12 protein-coding genes are annotated in these 14534 nt (G+C 67.1%); 7 read left to right on the top strand and 5 right to left on the bottom strand.

Annotated elements, in window-relative coordinates; translation table 11 throughout:
• Window positions 1–94 precede the first annotated feature (94 nt).
• From ACIP1U_RS03990 to ACIP1U_RS03980, 3 genes are all read right to left on the bottom strand, one after another.
• Window positions 95–859 carry a slipin family protein gene (locus tag ACIP1U_RS03990; protein ID WP_400312075.1) on the bottom strand — a complete coding sequence of 255 codons (765 nt, stop codon included), beginning with the start codon at window positions 857–859 and terminating at the stop codon, window positions 95–97.
• Window positions 860–861: 2 nt separating this feature from the next.
• Window positions 862–2325: a nodulation protein NfeD gene (locus ACIP1U_RS03985; RefSeq protein WP_400312072.1), complete on the bottom strand. Its 1464-nt coding sequence runs from the start codon at window positions 2323–2325 to the stop codon at window positions 862–864.
• A gap of 149 nt (window positions 2326–2474) precedes the next feature.
• Entirely contained in the window at window positions 2475–3371 is an 897-nt protein-coding gene (locus tag ACIP1U_RS03980) for a LysR family transcriptional regulator (RefSeq protein WP_400312070.1), read from the bottom strand.
• Between the two features lie 139 nt (window positions 3372–3510).
• Here ACIP1U_RS03980 and ACIP1U_RS03975 point away from each other — a divergent pair, with 139 nt between their 5' ends.
• The 6 genes from ACIP1U_RS03975 to ACIP1U_RS03950 all read left to right on the top strand — a co-directional run bounded on the left by ACIP1U_RS03975 (window position 3511) and on the right by ACIP1U_RS03950 (window position 7952).
• A complete protein-coding gene (locus ACIP1U_RS03975; protein ID WP_400312069.1) occupies window positions 3511–4779 on the top strand; it encodes a YbfB/YjiJ family MFS transporter in 1269 nt (422 codons plus the stop codon).
• A gap of 139 nt (window positions 4780–4918) precedes the next feature.
• On the top strand, window positions 4919–5695 hold the full coding sequence (locus tag ACIP1U_RS03970) for a class II aldolase/adducin family protein (protein WP_400312067.1): 777 nt from the start codon (window positions 4919–4921) through the stop codon (window positions 5693–5695).
• A 63-nt stretch (window positions 5696–5758) separates the two neighbouring features.
• Complete coding sequence (locus tag ACIP1U_RS03965) at window positions 5759–5947, top strand: 4-oxalocrotonate tautomerase (protein WP_400312064.1); 189 nt, start codon at window positions 5759–5761, stop codon at window positions 5945–5947.
• Window positions 5948–5998: 51 nt separating this feature from the next.
• The gene (locus ACIP1U_RS03960; protein WP_400312062.1) at window positions 5999–7042 is read left to right on the top strand and encodes a threonine aldolase family protein; all 1044 of its coding nucleotides are present in this window, start codon (window positions 5999–6001) and stop codon (window positions 7040–7042) included.
• A 57-nt stretch (window positions 7043–7099) separates the two neighbouring features.
• Window positions 7100–7684: an NUDIX domain-containing protein gene (locus tag ACIP1U_RS03955; protein WP_400312060.1), complete on the top strand. Its 585-nt coding sequence runs from the start codon at window positions 7100–7102 to the stop codon at window positions 7682–7684.
• Between the two features lie 40 nt (window positions 7685–7724).
• Window positions 7725–7952: a sulfurtransferase TusA family protein gene (locus ACIP1U_RS03950; protein WP_029045528.1), complete on the top strand. Its 228-nt coding sequence runs from the start codon at window positions 7725–7727 to the stop codon at window positions 7950–7952.
• A gap of 65 nt (window positions 7953–8017) precedes the next feature.
• On the opposite strand, the gene galU is transcribed toward ACIP1U_RS03950, so the two are convergent.
• Together galU and ACIP1U_RS03940 are read right to left on the bottom strand one after the other, a co-directional pair.
• On the bottom strand, window positions 8018–8908 hold the full coding sequence (gene galU, locus ACIP1U_RS03945; protein ID WP_400312056.1) for a UTP--glucose-1-phosphate uridylyltransferase GalU: 891 nt from the start codon (window positions 8906–8908) through the stop codon (window positions 8018–8020).
• Window positions 8909–9030: 122 nt separating this feature from the next.
• Window positions 9031–11898: a valine--tRNA ligase gene (locus tag ACIP1U_RS03940; protein WP_400312053.1), complete on the bottom strand. Its 2868-nt coding sequence runs from the start codon at window positions 11896–11898 to the stop codon at window positions 9031–9033.
• Between the two features lie 264 nt (window positions 11899–12162).
• Here ACIP1U_RS03940 and ACIP1U_RS03935 point away from each other — a divergent pair, with 264 nt between their 5' ends.
• A complete protein-coding gene (locus ACIP1U_RS03935) occupies window positions 12163–14511 on the top strand; it encodes a UvrD-helicase domain-containing protein (RefSeq protein WP_400312050.1) in 2349 nt (782 codons plus the stop codon).
• The last annotated feature ends 23 nt before the right edge of the window (window positions 14512–14534 follow it).

The raw sequence follows: 14534 nt of genomic DNA, 5'->3' as shown, positions 1-14534 counted from the left end.
CCCTCTCCCGCAAGCGGGAGAGGGGAGCAAACAATCTGGAATTCTCCCTTTGTCATCAAGCAGAAGGGGCGCCAGTGGCGCCCCTTCTGCTTTCCTACTTCTCGGTGTTCCCCGTAGCACTTCGCAGCGTCGTCAATAAATCGATCGGCAACGGAAACACGATCGTCGAACTCTTGTCCCCCGCGATCTGCGTCAGCGTCTGCATATAGCGCAGCTGCATCGCCTGGGGTTGCCGCGCCAGCATCTGCGCCGCTTCCAGCAGTTTCTCGGAAGCCTGCAGCTCGCCCTCCGCGTGGATCACCTTGGCGCGCCGCTCGCGCTCGGCTTCGGCCTGCCGCGCGATCGCGCGCACCATGGACTCGTTCAGGTCGACATGCTTGATCTCGACGTTCGAGACCTTGATCCCCCACGCATCGGTCTGCGCATCCAGCACCTTCTGGATGTCGAGGTTGAGCTTTTCCCGTTCGGCCAGCATCTCGTCCAGTTCGTGCTTGCCGAGCACCGCACGCAGTGTGGTCTGTGCGAGCTGGCTGGTGGCCTCCAGGAAGTTCGCCACCTGGATGATCGCCAGCTCCGGATCGACCACGCGGAAATACACCACCGCGTTCACCTTGACCGACACGTTGTCGTGCGAGATCACGTCCTGCGGCGGCACGTCCATCACGACCGTGCGCAAGTCCACCCGCACCATCTGCTGCACGGCGGGAATGATCAGCACCAGGCCCGGGCCCTTCACCTTCCAGAAGCGGCCGAGCATGAAGACCACGCCGCGCTCGTACTCGCGCAGCACGCGGAACGACGTGATGATGAGCAGTGCCAGCAGGAAGATCAAACCGCCGAAGCTGAATCCGAATGCCATGTTCACGCTCCCTTGTTTGGAGTCAGTTGAGCAGCAGAAGGCGCGGCAACCACTTCGAGCACCAGCCCGTGCCGCGCGATAACCACCACCGGCGTGCCGCGCGCCAGCGGACTCGCGCTGCGCACGCGCCAGCGTTCGCCGCGCACCGAGGCCCAGCCTTCCTGGCCGGGTGCGTCCAGCACGTCGTCGAGCAGTTCGCCGCGGCTGCCGACCAGCGTGTCGGCGCCGCTGACCACCGGCCGCCTGCGCGAGCGCAACAGCAGCGCCGACATGCCGAACACGAACACTGCTGACATCGCCGACAGCGCCGCCACCATCGACAGCGGCACGCCAAAGCCCGGCACGTCGGTGTCGATCAGCATCACCGCGCCGAAGGCAAAGGCGATGATGCCGCCGACGCCCAGCGCGCCGAAGGTCGGCAGGAACAGCTCGGCGACCATGCAGCCGATGCCGAGCACCACCAGCGCCAGCCCGGCATAGTTGACCGGCAGCATATGCAGCGCGAACAGCGCCAGCAGCAGGCAGATCGCGCCGACGATGCCGGGCACCACCATGCCCGGCGTGGAGAACTCGAAGATCAGCGCGTAGATGCCGATCATCATCAGCAGCAGCGCCACGCTGGGTTCGGTGATGACGGCCAGGAAGCGGTTGCGCCAGTCCGGCTCCAGTGTCACCGCGGGGGCATTGTGCGTGTGCAGCGTGCTGGCCTTGCCGCCGGCAGTGGTCAGCTTGCGCCCGTCGACCTGGCGCAGCAGGGCCGGCAGGTCGGCCGCGACCACATCGATCACGCGCTGGGCCAGGGCTTCGTCGGCCGACAGGCTGACGGCTTCGCGCACCGCGCGCTCGGCCCACTCGGCATTGCGCCCGCGCAGTTGCGCCAGGCCGCGGATATATGCCGAGGCGTCGTGCATCTGCTTGCGCGACATGGTATCGGCGGCCGACGGTTCGCTGGCGGGGGCCGAAGCCGGTGTGGCGCCGGGCAGGGCGTCGGGCTTCTGCGGGCCGCCGATGCCGATCTGCACCGGGCTGGCGGCGCCCAGGTTGGTGCCCGGCGCCATGGCCGCGATATGGCTGGCATAGAGGATGTAGGTGCCGGCACTGGCTGCGCGCGCGCCGCCGGGGGAGACGTAGCTGGCCACTGGCACCGGCGAAGCCAGGATGGCCTGGATGATGTCCCGCATCGACGCATCCAGCCCGCCGGGCGTATCCAGCTCGATCACGACCAGTTGCGCGCCAGCCTCGCGCGCGCGCGCCATGCTGCGCAGGACAAAGCTGGCGCTGGCCGGGCTGACCGCGCCTTTGAGCGGGATCACGTAGACCGGCGCGGTGGCCGTGGCGGCGGGCGCGGAGGCGGGTGCGGCAAGCGCATGCAGGGCGGAGAAGCCGACGGCCAGTGCAGCGCTGCATGCCAGCACTAAGCCGGCCAGCAGCCGAATCGCGCGCATGGGCGCGGTGACAGGTTTCATCGCAAGGGCGGGGCACACAGGGTGCCGGGGTGGCGCCACTTTCAGTGTAGGCCACCGGGCACATCTTGCATGGTGGCCATGCGTGCCGACAGCCGGCCTCCGCCGGTGCGGCTTGGGTGGCGACTCAGGTGGGGGATGCAGGTGTCGATTCAGGCGGCGACGAGTCCGGCCTCGCCTTGCGGCCCCGGCGCGTGCGCGTGCAGCATGTCGACCAGCGCATGCAGCGCGGCGCCGGCCATGGCCGGATGCCAGGCCAGCATGGTGCGCACGCGGCCCGCGCGTCCCAGGCTGTGCTGGCTGATGGCGGGCAGGTCCCGATAAAGGCCTAGCACCGAACGCGGCACGATCGCGGCGCCGATGCCGGCCGCCGCGCAGGCGACGATGGCATGGTAGGAGCCCAGTTCCAGCACGCGGGGCGGCGGTGCGGGTTCGCCGCCGGCATACCAGGCCTCGACCCGCGCGCGGTAGTTGCAGCCGGGCTCGAACGCCAGCAGCGTCGGCACCTCCAGGTCGGCGGAGGAGTGGATCGGGCGATGCCCCGCACGCGCGATCACCACCAGCTCTTCCTCGAAGGCCGGAACGGTCTCCAGTCCTGGCTCGGATAGCGGCTCGGCGACAAAAGCGCAATCGACCTCGAAGCGCGCCAGCGCATCGAGCGCCTGGCGCGTCGCCAGCGTCACCAACTCCAGCTGCACATCGGGCCACGCCTGGTGGTACGCGGCCAGCACATTGGGCAACCGGCTGGCGGCGGTGCTTTCCATCGAGGCGATGCGCAGGCGGCCGCTCGGACGTGCCGGCAGCACCGCCTGGCGCGCTTCCTCGGTCAGCTGCAGGATGCGGCAGGCGTAGTCGAACAGGGTCTGTCCCGCCGGCGTCAGCACCATGCGCCGGCCGTCGCGCACGAACAACTCGACTCCGAGCGACTGCTCCAGCTGGCGGATGCGCGTGGTGACATTGGATTGCACCCGGTGCAGCCGCTCGGCTGCGCGGGTGACGCCGCCGGCTTCGACGACGGTGCGAAAGATTTCAAGTGCGGCAAGGTCCATGGCCACGGGCTCCGGAACGTGAATCCGATATCCATCTTATATCAGGATGCATGCCATCTTGATAATTCATTTTTCGGGATGGCTTGTGCAACGTAGCATACAGAGACTGCAATGCAACCGCTGTCCCACAGCCAGAGCCATGTCCAAGCTTCACAGCCTCGATCCCGACCAGGCCGCCGGTGCCGCCAGCCCGATGCAGGCCGCGCAGCTGCGTCGCGCCGGTCCGGTGGCGGTGGCGATGGCCGGCCTGGTGTCGCTGGCGGTTGTGATGGGAATCGGCCGCTTCGCTTTTACCCCCTTGCTGCCGATGATGCTGCACGACGGCATCGTCGACCTGCAGCAGGGAGGGTGGCTGGCAACGATCAACTACATCGGCTATTTCCTTGGCGCCGCGTTGTGCATGTTTATCCGCCCGGACGCCGTGCGCATGGTGCGCTGGGGCCTGGTGGCAACCGTGCTGCTGACGCTGGGCATGGCGCTGCCGGGCGGCATGCCGGCGTGGTCGCTGTGGCGCTTCGCCGCCGGCGTGGCCAGTGCGGTGGTGCTGGTCTATACCGCCGGCTGGTGCCTGCAACGGCTGGCCGAACTGGGCAAGCCGGAACTGGGCGGGCTGATCTTTTGCGGGCCGGGGCTTGGCATCGTCGCCACGGGGCTGGGCGCCTCAGGCATGGTTGGCGTGGGCTGGCATGCCGACTACGGCTGGCTGGCCTTCACCGTGCTGGCCGCGGTGCTGGTGGCCCTGGTGTGGCGCATTTTCGTGACCACACCGATCGCCGCGGACGCTGGCCCGACACCGCCGGCTGAGGCCGCGCCGACAGCCGGTGCCGCGGCGCGGCTCGACGCCCAGACCTGGACCCTGACGCTGGCCTACGGCCTGGCCGGCTTTGGCTACATCATCACCGCCACCTTCCTGCCGGTGATCGCGCGTGAAGCGCTGCCGGGCACGGTCTGGGCCGATCTGTTCTGGCCGGTCTTCGGCGCGGGCGTGGCGGTCGGTGCCTTGCTGGCGACGCGGGTCAGCATGGCGCACGACAGCCGCAAGCTGCTGACGGTCTCTTACGGCATGCAGGCGCTGGGCGTGGCGATCGCGGTGGTGTGGCCGACGGTGGCGGGCTTTGCGCTGAGCAGCCTGCTGGCCGGCCTGCCGTTCACTGCGCTGGTGGCCTTCGCCATGCGCGAGGCCCGGCGCCTGTGGGGCCCGCACGCGGCGCGGCTGATGGGGCTGATGACCGCATCGTACGGCCTCGGCCAGATCGCCGGACCGCCGCTGGCAACCGCGCTGGTGGCGCGCACGGGCGGCTTCGCCAGTTCGCTGGCATGCGCGGCGGCGTCGCTGCTGGCGGGCGCGCTGGTGTTCGCCTGGATGCGCCGCGCCTGGCCGCTGGCGCCCGCACGGAGCGGATCGTGAAGGTGCGCTACAGTATTGCCTTTGCCGCCTGACGCGCCACGCATCGCGGCTGCCGCGCGTGCGCCGCAGCCCGTGGCGCAGCGCAGAAGGCCGGGGCCGACCCCGGCACGCACGACCGGGCGGCGCAGGAGCGAGCCCCATGTCTTTTGCCTTGCAGCCCGCGCGTGCCGCGGGCGCCTCCCCACAGCCTGTCTCCGCCGAAGAGCAGCGCGTGCGCGTCGACCTTGCCGCCGCCTACCGGCTGGCCGCGCGCGAGGGCTGGGATGACCTGATCTACACCCATATCTCGGCCACCGTGCCCGGTGAGCCCGACCATTTCCTGATCAACCCGTTCGGCTTCGCCTTCGACGAGATCCGCGCCAGCGACCTGGTCAAGATCAACGGCCGCGGCGAGGTCATCGGCGAGACGGTGCATCCGGTCAACGTCACCGGCTTCGCGCTGCACGCCGCCGTGCACGCGGCCCGGCCCGACGCGATGTGCGTGATGCACCTGCATAACACCGCGGGCATCGCCGTGTCGGCGCAGGCCGCCGGCCTGCTGCCGCTGTCGCAGCACGCGATGCGCTTTTACGGCCGCATGGCTTATCACGACTACGAAGGCCTGGCCTTCAGCCCGGCCGAAGGCGGGCGGCTGACCGCTTCATTGGGCGAGCACTTTGCCATGCTGTTGCGCAACCACGGCACGCTGACGGTCGGCCGCACCGTGGCCGAGGCCTACGTGCTGATGGCGACGCTGATCAAGGCCTGCGAGATCCAGATCGCCGCGCAGGCGGGCGGCGCGCTGGCGCAGCCCGACACCGCCGTTGCGCACAAGGCTTCGGAACAGCTGTTCGACAACGGCGCGGTCGAGGGCGTGATGGAGTGGCCCGCGCTGGTGCGCAAACTCGATAGAATCGATCCTTCTTACCGGGACTGATGGGACTGATTTCCACGTTCCCTGACGACTTTCCAGAACACCAATCATCACAAGGAGCATTGCATGCCGACTTTCCACGTCGAAATGTTTGAAGGCCGTACCGTTGACCAGAAGCGCAAGTTCGTCGAGGAAGTGACGCGCGTCACGTGCGAGACGCTGGGTTGCTCGGCCTCCGCCGTCGACATCATCATCACCGACGTCAAGCGCGAGAACTGGGCCACCGGCGGTGAGCTCTGGGTCGACAAGAAGTAATCCGCCGGGTCCTCTCTCGGCGTCCTCACCTCGCCGTCCTGACTGAACACCATGCAGCACTTCGCCTCCGACAACTACGCCGGCTTCTGCCCGGAATCGCTCAAGTATTTCCTGGAAGCCAACGCCAGCGGCCACGAGCAGGCCTATGGCGACGACAGCTGGACACAGAAAGTCTGCGACCGCATCCGCGACCTGTTCCAGACCGATTGCGAGGTGTTCTTCGTGTTCAATGGCACGGCGGCCAATTCGCTGGCGCTGTCGGCGCTGTGCCAGTCGTACCACTCGGTGATCTGCCACGAGCTGGCGCATATCGAGACCGACGAGTGCGGCGGGCCCGAGTTCTTTTCCAACGGCTCCAAGCTGCTGACCGCGCCGGGCGAGCATGGCAAGCTCACGCCCGATGCGATCGAGGCGCTGGTCACGCGCCGCTCCGATATCCACTACCCCAAGCCCAAGGTGGTGTCGCTGACGCAGTCGACCGAGGTTGGCACGGTGTACAGCGTGGAAGAGGTGCGCGCGATCGCCGCCATCGCCAAGCGCCGGCAGCTGCGCGTGCATATGGACGGCGCGCGCTTTGCCAATGCGGTGGCGTCGCTGGGCGTGCATCCGTCCGAGATCACCTGGCGCGCCGGTGTCGACGTGCTGTGCTTCGGCGGCACCAAGAACGGCTTGCCGGTGGGCGAGGCGGTGGTGTTCTTCGACCGCCGCCTGGCCGAGGATTTTGCGTACCGCGTCAAGCAGGCCGGGCAGCTGGCGTCGAAGATGCGGTTTATCTCGGCGCCATGGCTGGGCCTGCTCGAGAACGATGTGTGGCTGGCCAACGCGCGCCATGCCAACGCGATGGCGCAGTTGCTGCAGCAGCGCATTGCCGATATCCCTGGCGTGCGCATCATGTTCCCGACACAGTCCAACGCCGTCTTCGCCGAACTGCCGCTGCCGGCGATCGAGGCGCTGCGCGCCAAGGGCTGGCGCTTCTATACCTTTATCGGTGCCGGCGGCTGCCGCTTCATGTGTTCGTGGGACCTGCAGCCGCAGACGGTGGAGGCGCTGGCCGACGACATGCGCGCGGCATGCGGTGCCTCAATGGGTGCCTGAACGCGGCAGCGCGATCATACTGATAACGAGAAACGAGACCCCTACAGGAGCCCCCAAATGCAATACCGATTCTGCCCGCAGTGCGGTGCGCCGCTCGAGGTGCTGCCGCTGTCCGGGCGCGAACGCCACGCCTGCGTGCAGCATGAATGCGGCTTCGTGCACTGGAACAACCCACTGCCGGTGCTGGCCGCGGTGGTGGAGTACCAGGACAAGCTGCTGCTGGCGCGCAACGCCGCCTGGCCGCAGCAGATGTTTGCGCTGGTGACGGGGTTCCTGGAGCGCGATGAGCCGCCCGAGCTGGGCGTGGCGCGCGAGCTGAAGGAAGAAACCAACCTTGATACCGAGTCGGTGTCGCTGATCGGCGTCTACGAGTTCATGCGCAAGAACGAGCTGATCATCGCTTACCACGTCAAGGCGACTGGTACCGTCCAACTGTCCGAGGAACTGGCCGAATACAAGCTGATGGCGCCCGAGGACGTGCGCGTATGGTCGGCAGGTACCGGCTTCGCCGTGGCCGACTGGCTGGCCGCGCGTGGCTACCCGGTGCGCTTCTTCGACCGGCAGACCGGCGAGGACATCCAGGACCCGCGCCGGCCGCATGACTTCAGCCAGGTCGGGGCTTCGCTACAATACCGCTGGTAACAGTCCCCCGAATAGTCCCAGAAGCCGAAGGAAGAGACGAATGGAGTTCCAGAAAGAAGTGGATGCGCGCGGCCTGAACTGCCCGCTGCCGATCCTGCGCACCAAGAAGGCCCTGGCCGACATGGCCAGCGGCGAAGTGCTAAAAGTGCTGGCGACCGATCCCGGTGCGACGCGCGATTTCCAGGCCTTTGCCAAGCAGACCGGCAACGAGCTGTTGTCGCATTCGGAAGTCGACAAGGTGTTTGTGTTCTACATGCGCCGCCGCTGATCGAACAAAAAACAAAGAAAAAGCCGCTTCAAGCGGCTTTTTCTTTCGGTGAACGAGGCGAACGCTCAGCTGTTCGGTCGCGTCAGGTGCTCGCGCGACTCCAGGTAGGCGCTGAATTCGGCGCCCACTTCAGAGTGCTTCAGCGCAAACTCGACCGTCGCCTTCAGGTAGCCCAGCTTGCTGCCGCAGTCATAGCGGCGCCCCTGGTAGCGGTAGGCCAGCACCTGCTCCTGGCCCAGCAGCGACTGGATCGCGTCGGTCAGCTGGAACTCACCGCCGGCGCCGGGCTTGAGCTCGCGCAGGTGGTCGAAGATGCGCGGCGTCAGGATGTAGCGGCCGACCACGCCCAGGTTGGACGGGGCGTCTTCCGGCGCGGGCTTTTCCACGATGCCCGAGCACTTGATCACGCCTTCATCCCACTCGCGGCCATCGATCACACCGTAGGAACGGCTTTGCTCCGGCGTGATTTCCTCGACGCCCAGCACCGAGCAGTTGTAGTGGTTGTAGGTATCCACCATCTGCTTCATCACCGGCGGGTTGCCGTCGATCAGGTCATCGGCCAGCATGATCGCGAACGGGGTGTCGCCGACCAGCTTGGCCGCGCACAGCACCGCATGGCCCAGGCCCAGCGCCTCGGGCTGGCGCACGTAGTAGCACTCCACGTTGGCGGGCTTGATCGAGCGCACCACGTCCAGCAGCGCCTGCTTGTTCTTGGCTTCCAGCTCGACTTCCAGCTCGAAGGCCTTGTCGAAATGGTCCTCGATGGCGCGTTTGGAGCGGCCGGTGACGAAGATCATCTCGGTAATGCCGGCGGCCATGGCTTCTTCCACGGCGTACTGGATCAGCGGCTTGTCCACCACCGGCAGCATTTCCTTCGGGCTGGCCTTGGTGGCTGGCAGGAAGCGGGTGCCCAGGCCCGCGACCGGGAAGACGGCCTTGGTGACGCGATTTTCCATATCAGGTGTACCTCTCAGATTCTGGTTCATAACCCTGCCAGCCATTACCGGCGCCGTCTGTCCGGTTCCGTCCGACGCCGCCGGACGGAAACCAGACTGGCAGGGGCGTCATCGGCTGCCGGTCAGGCCGGCAACCGTTGCAGCTGGCCCTGCAGCTTGGCCAGCGTTTGCTCGAAATCGGCCAGGCGCTGTGTCTCCTGCGCCACCACCGCGGGCGGCGCCTTGGCGACAAAGCTTTCGTTGGAGAGCTTGCCGCGGCACTTGCCGATCTCGCTGCCGATGCGCTCGATCTCCTTCGACAGGCGCACGCGCTCGGCGGCGACGTCGATCTCGATCTTCAGCAGCAGGTGGTTGCCGCCGGCGATGGCCACCGGGGCACCGGCGCCTTCAGCTTGCAGGGCGCTCTCGTCTTCGAAGACGCGGACCTCGGAAAGTTTCGCCAGCGCCTGGATATGTGCGCTGGCCGCCTTCAGGAATTCGCTGTCGCCTTCGGCGTAGAGCGGAATGCGCTGGGCCGGCGAGATGTTCATCTCGCCACGCAGGTTGCGGCACGCATCGACCACTTCCTTCAGGCGCGCCACCCATTGCTCGGCGTCCTCGTCGATCTTGGCGACGGCCGGCAGCGGGTAGGCCTGCAGCGAGATGGTCTCGCTGCCGTCGCCCTTGGCGAGGCCGGCCAGCGGGGCCACCTTCTGCCACAGCTCTTCGGTGATGAACGGGATGATCGGGTGCGCCAGGCGCAGCACGGTCTCGAGCACGCGCAGCAGCGTGCGGCGGGTGGCGCGCTGCTGGGCCTCGGTGCCCGTCTGGATCTGTACCTTGGCCAGTTCCAGGTACCAGTCGCAGTACTCGTCCCAGACGAACTTGTAGATTGCGTTGGCGATATTGTCGAAGCGGTACTCGGCGAAGCCCTTCTCGACGTCGGCTTCCACGCGCTGCAGCAGCGACACGATCCAGCGGTCGGCCTGCGAGAAGTGCAGGTAGCCGTCCGGTCCGCAGTCGTTGTTGCACGGGCCCATGCCGCAGTCATGGCCTTCGGTGTTCATCAGCACGAAGCGGGTTGCGTTCCACAGCTTGTTGCAGAAGTTGCGGTAGCCCTCGCAGCGGCCGGTATCGAAGTTGATGTTGCGCCCGAGCGTCGCCAGCGATGCGAAGGTAAAGCGCAGCGCGTCGGCGCCGAAGGCGGGAATGCCTTCCGGGAATTCCTTCTTGGTCTTCTTCTCGATCTTGGGCGCGTCCTTGGGACGGCGCAGGCCGGTGGTGCGCTTCTTCAGCAGCGTGTCGAGGTCGATGCCGTCGATCAGGTCCACCGGGTCGAGCGTGTTGCCCTCGGACTTGCTCATCTTCTTGCCTTCCGAATCGCGCACCAGCCCGTGCACGTAGACGGTATGGAAAGGCACCTTGCCGATGAAGTGCTTGGTCATCATGACCATGCGCGCCACCCAGAAGAAGATGATGTCGTAGCCGGTGACCAGCACCGACGACGGCAGGAAGTGCTTCATCTCCGGGGTTTCCCCCGGCCAGCCCAGCGAGGAGAACGGCACCAGTGCCGACGAGAACCAGGTGTCGAGCACGTCTTCCTCGCGGCGCAGCGCGCCGGTGCTGCCGGCGGCCCTGGCCTTGGCGAGCGCTTCCTCTTCGGTGCGGCCGACAAAGCAGTTGCCGGCATCGTCGTACCACGCCGGGATCTGGTGGCCCCACCACAGCTGGCGCGAGATACACCAGTCCTGGATATTGCCCAGCCACTGGTTGTAGGTGCTGATCCAGTTCTCCGGCACCAGCTTGATCTCGCCGCTCTGCACGGCTTCCAGCGCCACCTCGGCGATCGAGCGGCCGGGGTAGAAGGTGCCTTCCGGCGCCGGCTTGCTCATCGCGACGAACCACTGGTCGGTCAGCATCGGCTCGATCGCGCTGCCGGTGCGCTCGCTGCGCGGGGTCATCAGCTTGTGCTTCTTGACCTCCGCCAGCAGGCCTCGCTTGTCCAGGTCGTCGACGATGGCCTTGCGCGCATCGAAGCGGTCCAGGCCGGCGTAGGCGGCCGGCGCGTCGGCGACGATCTTCGCGTCCAGCGTCAGGATCGATAGCTGCGGCAGGTTGTGGCGCTGGCCGACGGCGTAGTCGTTGAAGTCGTGGCCCGGGGTCACCTTGACCACGCCGGTGCCGAATTCGCGGTCGACGTATTCGTCGGCGATCACCGGGATCTGGCGGCCGGTCAGCGGCAGATGCACCGACTTGCCGATCAGGTGCGCGTAGCGCTCGTCTTCCGGGTGGACCATCACGGCCACGTCGCCCAGCATGGTTTCCGGACGCGTGGTGGCCACGGTCAGGTGGGTCAGGACGCCCTTGGCGTCAGCCTCGACCAGCGGATAGCGGATATGCCACAGCGAGCCTTCTTCCTCGACGCTGTCGACTTCCAGGTCCGACACGGCGGTGCCCAGCACCGGGTCCCAGTTGACGAGGCGCTTGCCGCGGTAGATCAGGCCCTGCTCGTGCAGGCGCACGAACGCTTCGGTCACCGCCGTCGACATCTCCGGCGACATGGTGAAGTACTCGCGGCTCCAGTCGATCGACGCACCCATGCGCCGCACCTGGCGGGTGATGGTCGAGCCCGACTCCTCCTTCCAGGCCCAAACCTTTTCGGTGAACTTCTCGCGGCCGAGATCATGGCGCGACACGCCCTCGCCCTCGAGCTGGCGTTCCACCACGATCTGGGTGGCGATGCCGGCGTGGTCGGTCCCCGGCACCCACAGCGTATTGGCGCCCTGCATGCGCGCGTGGCGGGCCAGGCCGTCCATGATGGTCTGGTTGAAGGCATGGCCCATGTGCAGCGTGCCGGTCACATTCGGCGGCGGCAGCTGGATCGCGAAGTCCGGGCGGGCAGGGTCGAAGGTCGGCTTGGCGATGCCGCGGCTCTCCCACTCGGGGGCCCATTTCGCCTCGATGGCGGCGGGTTCGAAGCTCTTGGCAAGCGATTGGTCTTGGGCGGTCATGCTGGGATGTCGATGTTGGCGTCTGGATGCGTCGCAGGGCTCAGCGGGGTGCGGCAGCCTGCGCCTGGCGGCCTTGCGCCAGTGAAACCCCAAATTATACGGGGGCGGGCCGGTCGCTGCCTATTTTGCGGACAGCGGTCCCAGGCAGAAAAGGCTGGCCGAGGCCGGCGCACGCCTGCATGCCGGGCAGTTTTCGCCCCTCGGATGTGACGGATCGGACAGGGCCGACCGGTATAATTGGCGCCATTCCACAAGGCCCCTCCGATGTCCGACCTGCTCGCCAACCTGAACGCCGAACAACTTGCCGCCGTCACCCTGCCTGACGAGCCGGCGCTGATCCTGGCGGGCGCGGGCAGCGGCAAGACCCGCGTGCTGACCACGCGCATCGCCTGGCTGCTGCAGAACGGCCGGGTTTCGCCGGCGGGCATCCTGGCGGTGACGTTCACCAACAAGGCCTCGAAGGAAATGCAGACGCGGCTGCAGTCGATGCTGCCGATCAACACCCGCGGCATGTGGATCGGCACCTTCCACGGCCTGTGCAACCGCATGCTGCGTGCGCATTTCCGCGACGCCGGCCTGCCGCAGACCTTCGCCATCCTGGACAGCCAGGACCAGCTTTCGGCACTGAAGCGGCTGCTCAAGTCGCTGAACGTTGACGACGAAAAGTACCCGGCCAAGAACCTGCAGTACTTCATCAACAACGCCAAGGAGCAGGGCCTGCGTCCGGCCGATGTCGAGGCCAACGACGACTTCAACAAGCGCTTCGTCGACCTCTACGCCGCCTACGACATGCAGTGCCAGCGCGAGGGCGTGGTCGACTTCGCCGAGCTGCTGCTGCGCTGCTTCGAGCTGCTGCGCTACAACGACGCGATCCGCCAGCATTACCAGCACCGCTTCCGCCATGTGCTGGTCGACGAGTTCCAGGACACCAACGTGCTGCAGTACCAGTGGCTCAAGCTGCTGGCTGGCCACGGCACGCAGAACCCGGCCGCGGTCTTTGCCGTGGGCGACGACGACCAGAGCATCTACGCCTTCCGCGGCGCCAACGTCGGCAATATGCGCGACTTCGAGCATGAGTTCCGCGTGCGCCGGCTGATCAAGCTGGAGCAGAACTACCGCTCGCACGGGCATATCCTGGATTCGGCCAACCACCTGATCTCGCACAACGCGCGCCGCCTGGGCAAGAACCTGCGCACCGACGCCGGCCACGGCGAGCCGGTGCGCGTGTACCAGGCCGGCTCCGACGGCCAGGAAGCGGGCTGGATCATCGAGGAAATCCGCGACCAGATCGCGCAGGGCGCCAGCCGCGCCGAGATCGCCATCCTGTACCGCAGCAACGCGCAGTCGCGCGTGATCGAACACGCGCTGTTCTCCGCCGGCATCCCGTACCGCGTTTATGGCGGCCTGCGCTTCTTCGAGCGCGCCGAAATCAAGCACGCGCTGGCGTATATGCAGCTGCTGGAGAACCCGCGCAACGATGCCGCTTTCGGCCGCGTGGTCAACTTCCCCGCGCGCGGCATCGGCGCGCGTTCGCTGGAGGTGCTGCAGGACATGGCGCGCCAGTATGACTGCGCGCTGTCCGAGGCGGTGGCCTACGTGCCCGGCGCGGCCGGCAGCAAGCTTGCCGCCTTCACGCGCCTGATCGACAAGATGCGCGACGAGACCCGCCGCATGACGCTGGCCGAGACCGTCGAGTACATGATCAACACCAGCGGCCTGATCACCCACTACCAGGGCGAGAAGGAAGGCCAGGACCGCATCGAGAACTTGCAGGAACTGGTGACCGCCGCGCAGGCCTTCGTGGTGGAAGAAGGCTACGGGCTGGATGCGCTCGCCGCGGTGATTCCCGCGGATCGTGCGCCCGCCACGCCGGTGCTGGCCGACGGCGACCAGTCCCAGCAGGTGCTCGACCCCGAGGCGCTGCCGGTGGTGATGACGCCGCTGGTCGCGTTCCTGACGCATGCCTCGCTGGAGGCCGGCGACAACCAGGCCCAGGCCGGCCAGGACGCCGTGCAGATGATGACGGTGCACGCGGCCAAGGGGCTGGAGTTCGACGTGGTCTTCATCACCGGACTGGAGGAAGGGCTGTTCCCGCACGAGAACAGCATGATGGACCCCGACGGGCTGGAAGAAGAACGCCGCCTGATGTACGTGGCGATCACGCGTGCGCGCGAGCGCCTGTTCCTGTCGTTCGCGCAGAGCCGCGTGCTGCACGGCCAGACCAAGTACCACGTGCGCTCGCGCTTCTTCGAGGAACTGCCCGAAGACGCGCTCAAGTGGCTGACGCCCGCGGTTCAGGGCTACGGCGGCGTACGCCGCCAGGAACGCGACAACGCCTGGGGCCGCGACTGGTTCCGCAAGCCGGAGGATGTTCCCTACACCGGCACGCGCCCGACCGGTGGCATGGACAAGGGCAACGGCTACGCCGACGCCAAGCGCGAGGCCGGCACCGGCTTGCGCGTGGGCCAGTCGGTGTTCCACAACAAGTTCGGCGAAGGCGTGATCACCGCGCTGGAGGGCGAAGGCAACGACGCTCGCGCCAACATCAAGTTCAAGCGCCACGGCGCCAAATGGCTGGCGCTGTCGGTGGCGAAGCTCGACGCGATCGACTGAGCGGCGCCGGCAGGGCCGGCGCC

The organism is Cupriavidus sp. NPDC089707, assembly GCF_044748965.1.
In the GTDB taxonomy this organism is placed as follows: domain Bacteria; phylum Pseudomonadota; class Gammaproteobacteria; order Burkholderiales; family Burkholderiaceae; genus Cupriavidus.
The sequence above is the reverse complement of the archived record's forward strand: the minus strand, read 5'-3'. Positions and strand labels throughout refer to the sequence as shown.

What these genes read in the sequence shown, in the direction of transcription:
- ACIP1U_RS03990 (WP_400312075.1), bottom strand. Translation starts at nt 859, where the DNA reads ATGGCATTCGGATTCAGCTTCGGCGGTTTGATCTTCCTGCTGGCACTG.
- ACIP1U_RS03985 (WP_400312072.1), bottom strand. Translation starts at nt 2,325, where the DNA reads ATGAAACCTGTCACCGCGCCCATGCGCGCGATTCGGCTGCTGGCCGGC.
- ACIP1U_RS03980 (WP_400312070.1), bottom strand. Translation starts at nt 3,371, where the DNA reads ATGGACCTTGCCGCACTTGAAATCTTTCGCACCGTCGTCGAAGCCGGC.
- ACIP1U_RS03975 (WP_400312069.1), top strand. Translation starts at nt 3,511, where the DNA reads ATGTCCAAGCTTCACAGCCTCGATCCCGACCAGGCCGCCGGTGCCGCC.
- ACIP1U_RS03970 (WP_400312067.1), top strand. Translation starts at nt 4,919, where the DNA reads ATGTCTTTTGCCTTGCAGCCCGCGCGTGCCGCGGGCGCCTCCCCACAG.
- ACIP1U_RS03965 (WP_400312064.1), top strand. Translation starts at nt 5,759, where the DNA reads ATGCCGACTTTCCACGTCGAAATGTTTGAAGGCCGTACCGTTGACCAG.
- ACIP1U_RS03960 (WP_400312062.1), top strand. Translation starts at nt 5,999, where the DNA reads ATGCAGCACTTCGCCTCCGACAACTACGCCGGCTTCTGCCCGGAATCG.
- ACIP1U_RS03955 (WP_400312060.1), top strand. Translation starts at nt 7,100, where the DNA reads ATGCAATACCGATTCTGCCCGCAGTGCGGTGCGCCGCTCGAGGTGCTG.
- ACIP1U_RS03950 (WP_029045528.1), top strand. Translation starts at nt 7,725, where the DNA reads ATGGAGTTCCAGAAAGAAGTGGATGCGCGCGGCCTGAACTGCCCGCTG.
- galU (WP_400312056.1), bottom strand. Translation starts at nt 8,908, where the DNA reads ATGGAAAATCGCGTCACCAAGGCCGTCTTCCCGGTCGCGGGCCTGGGC.
- ACIP1U_RS03940 (WP_400312053.1), bottom strand. Translation starts at nt 11,898, where the DNA reads ATGACCGCCCAAGACCAATCGCTTGCCAAGAGCTTCGAACCCGCCGCC.
- ACIP1U_RS03935 (WP_400312050.1), top strand. Translation starts at nt 12,163, where the DNA reads ATGTCCGACCTGCTCGCCAACCTGAACGCCGAACAACTTGCCGCCGTC.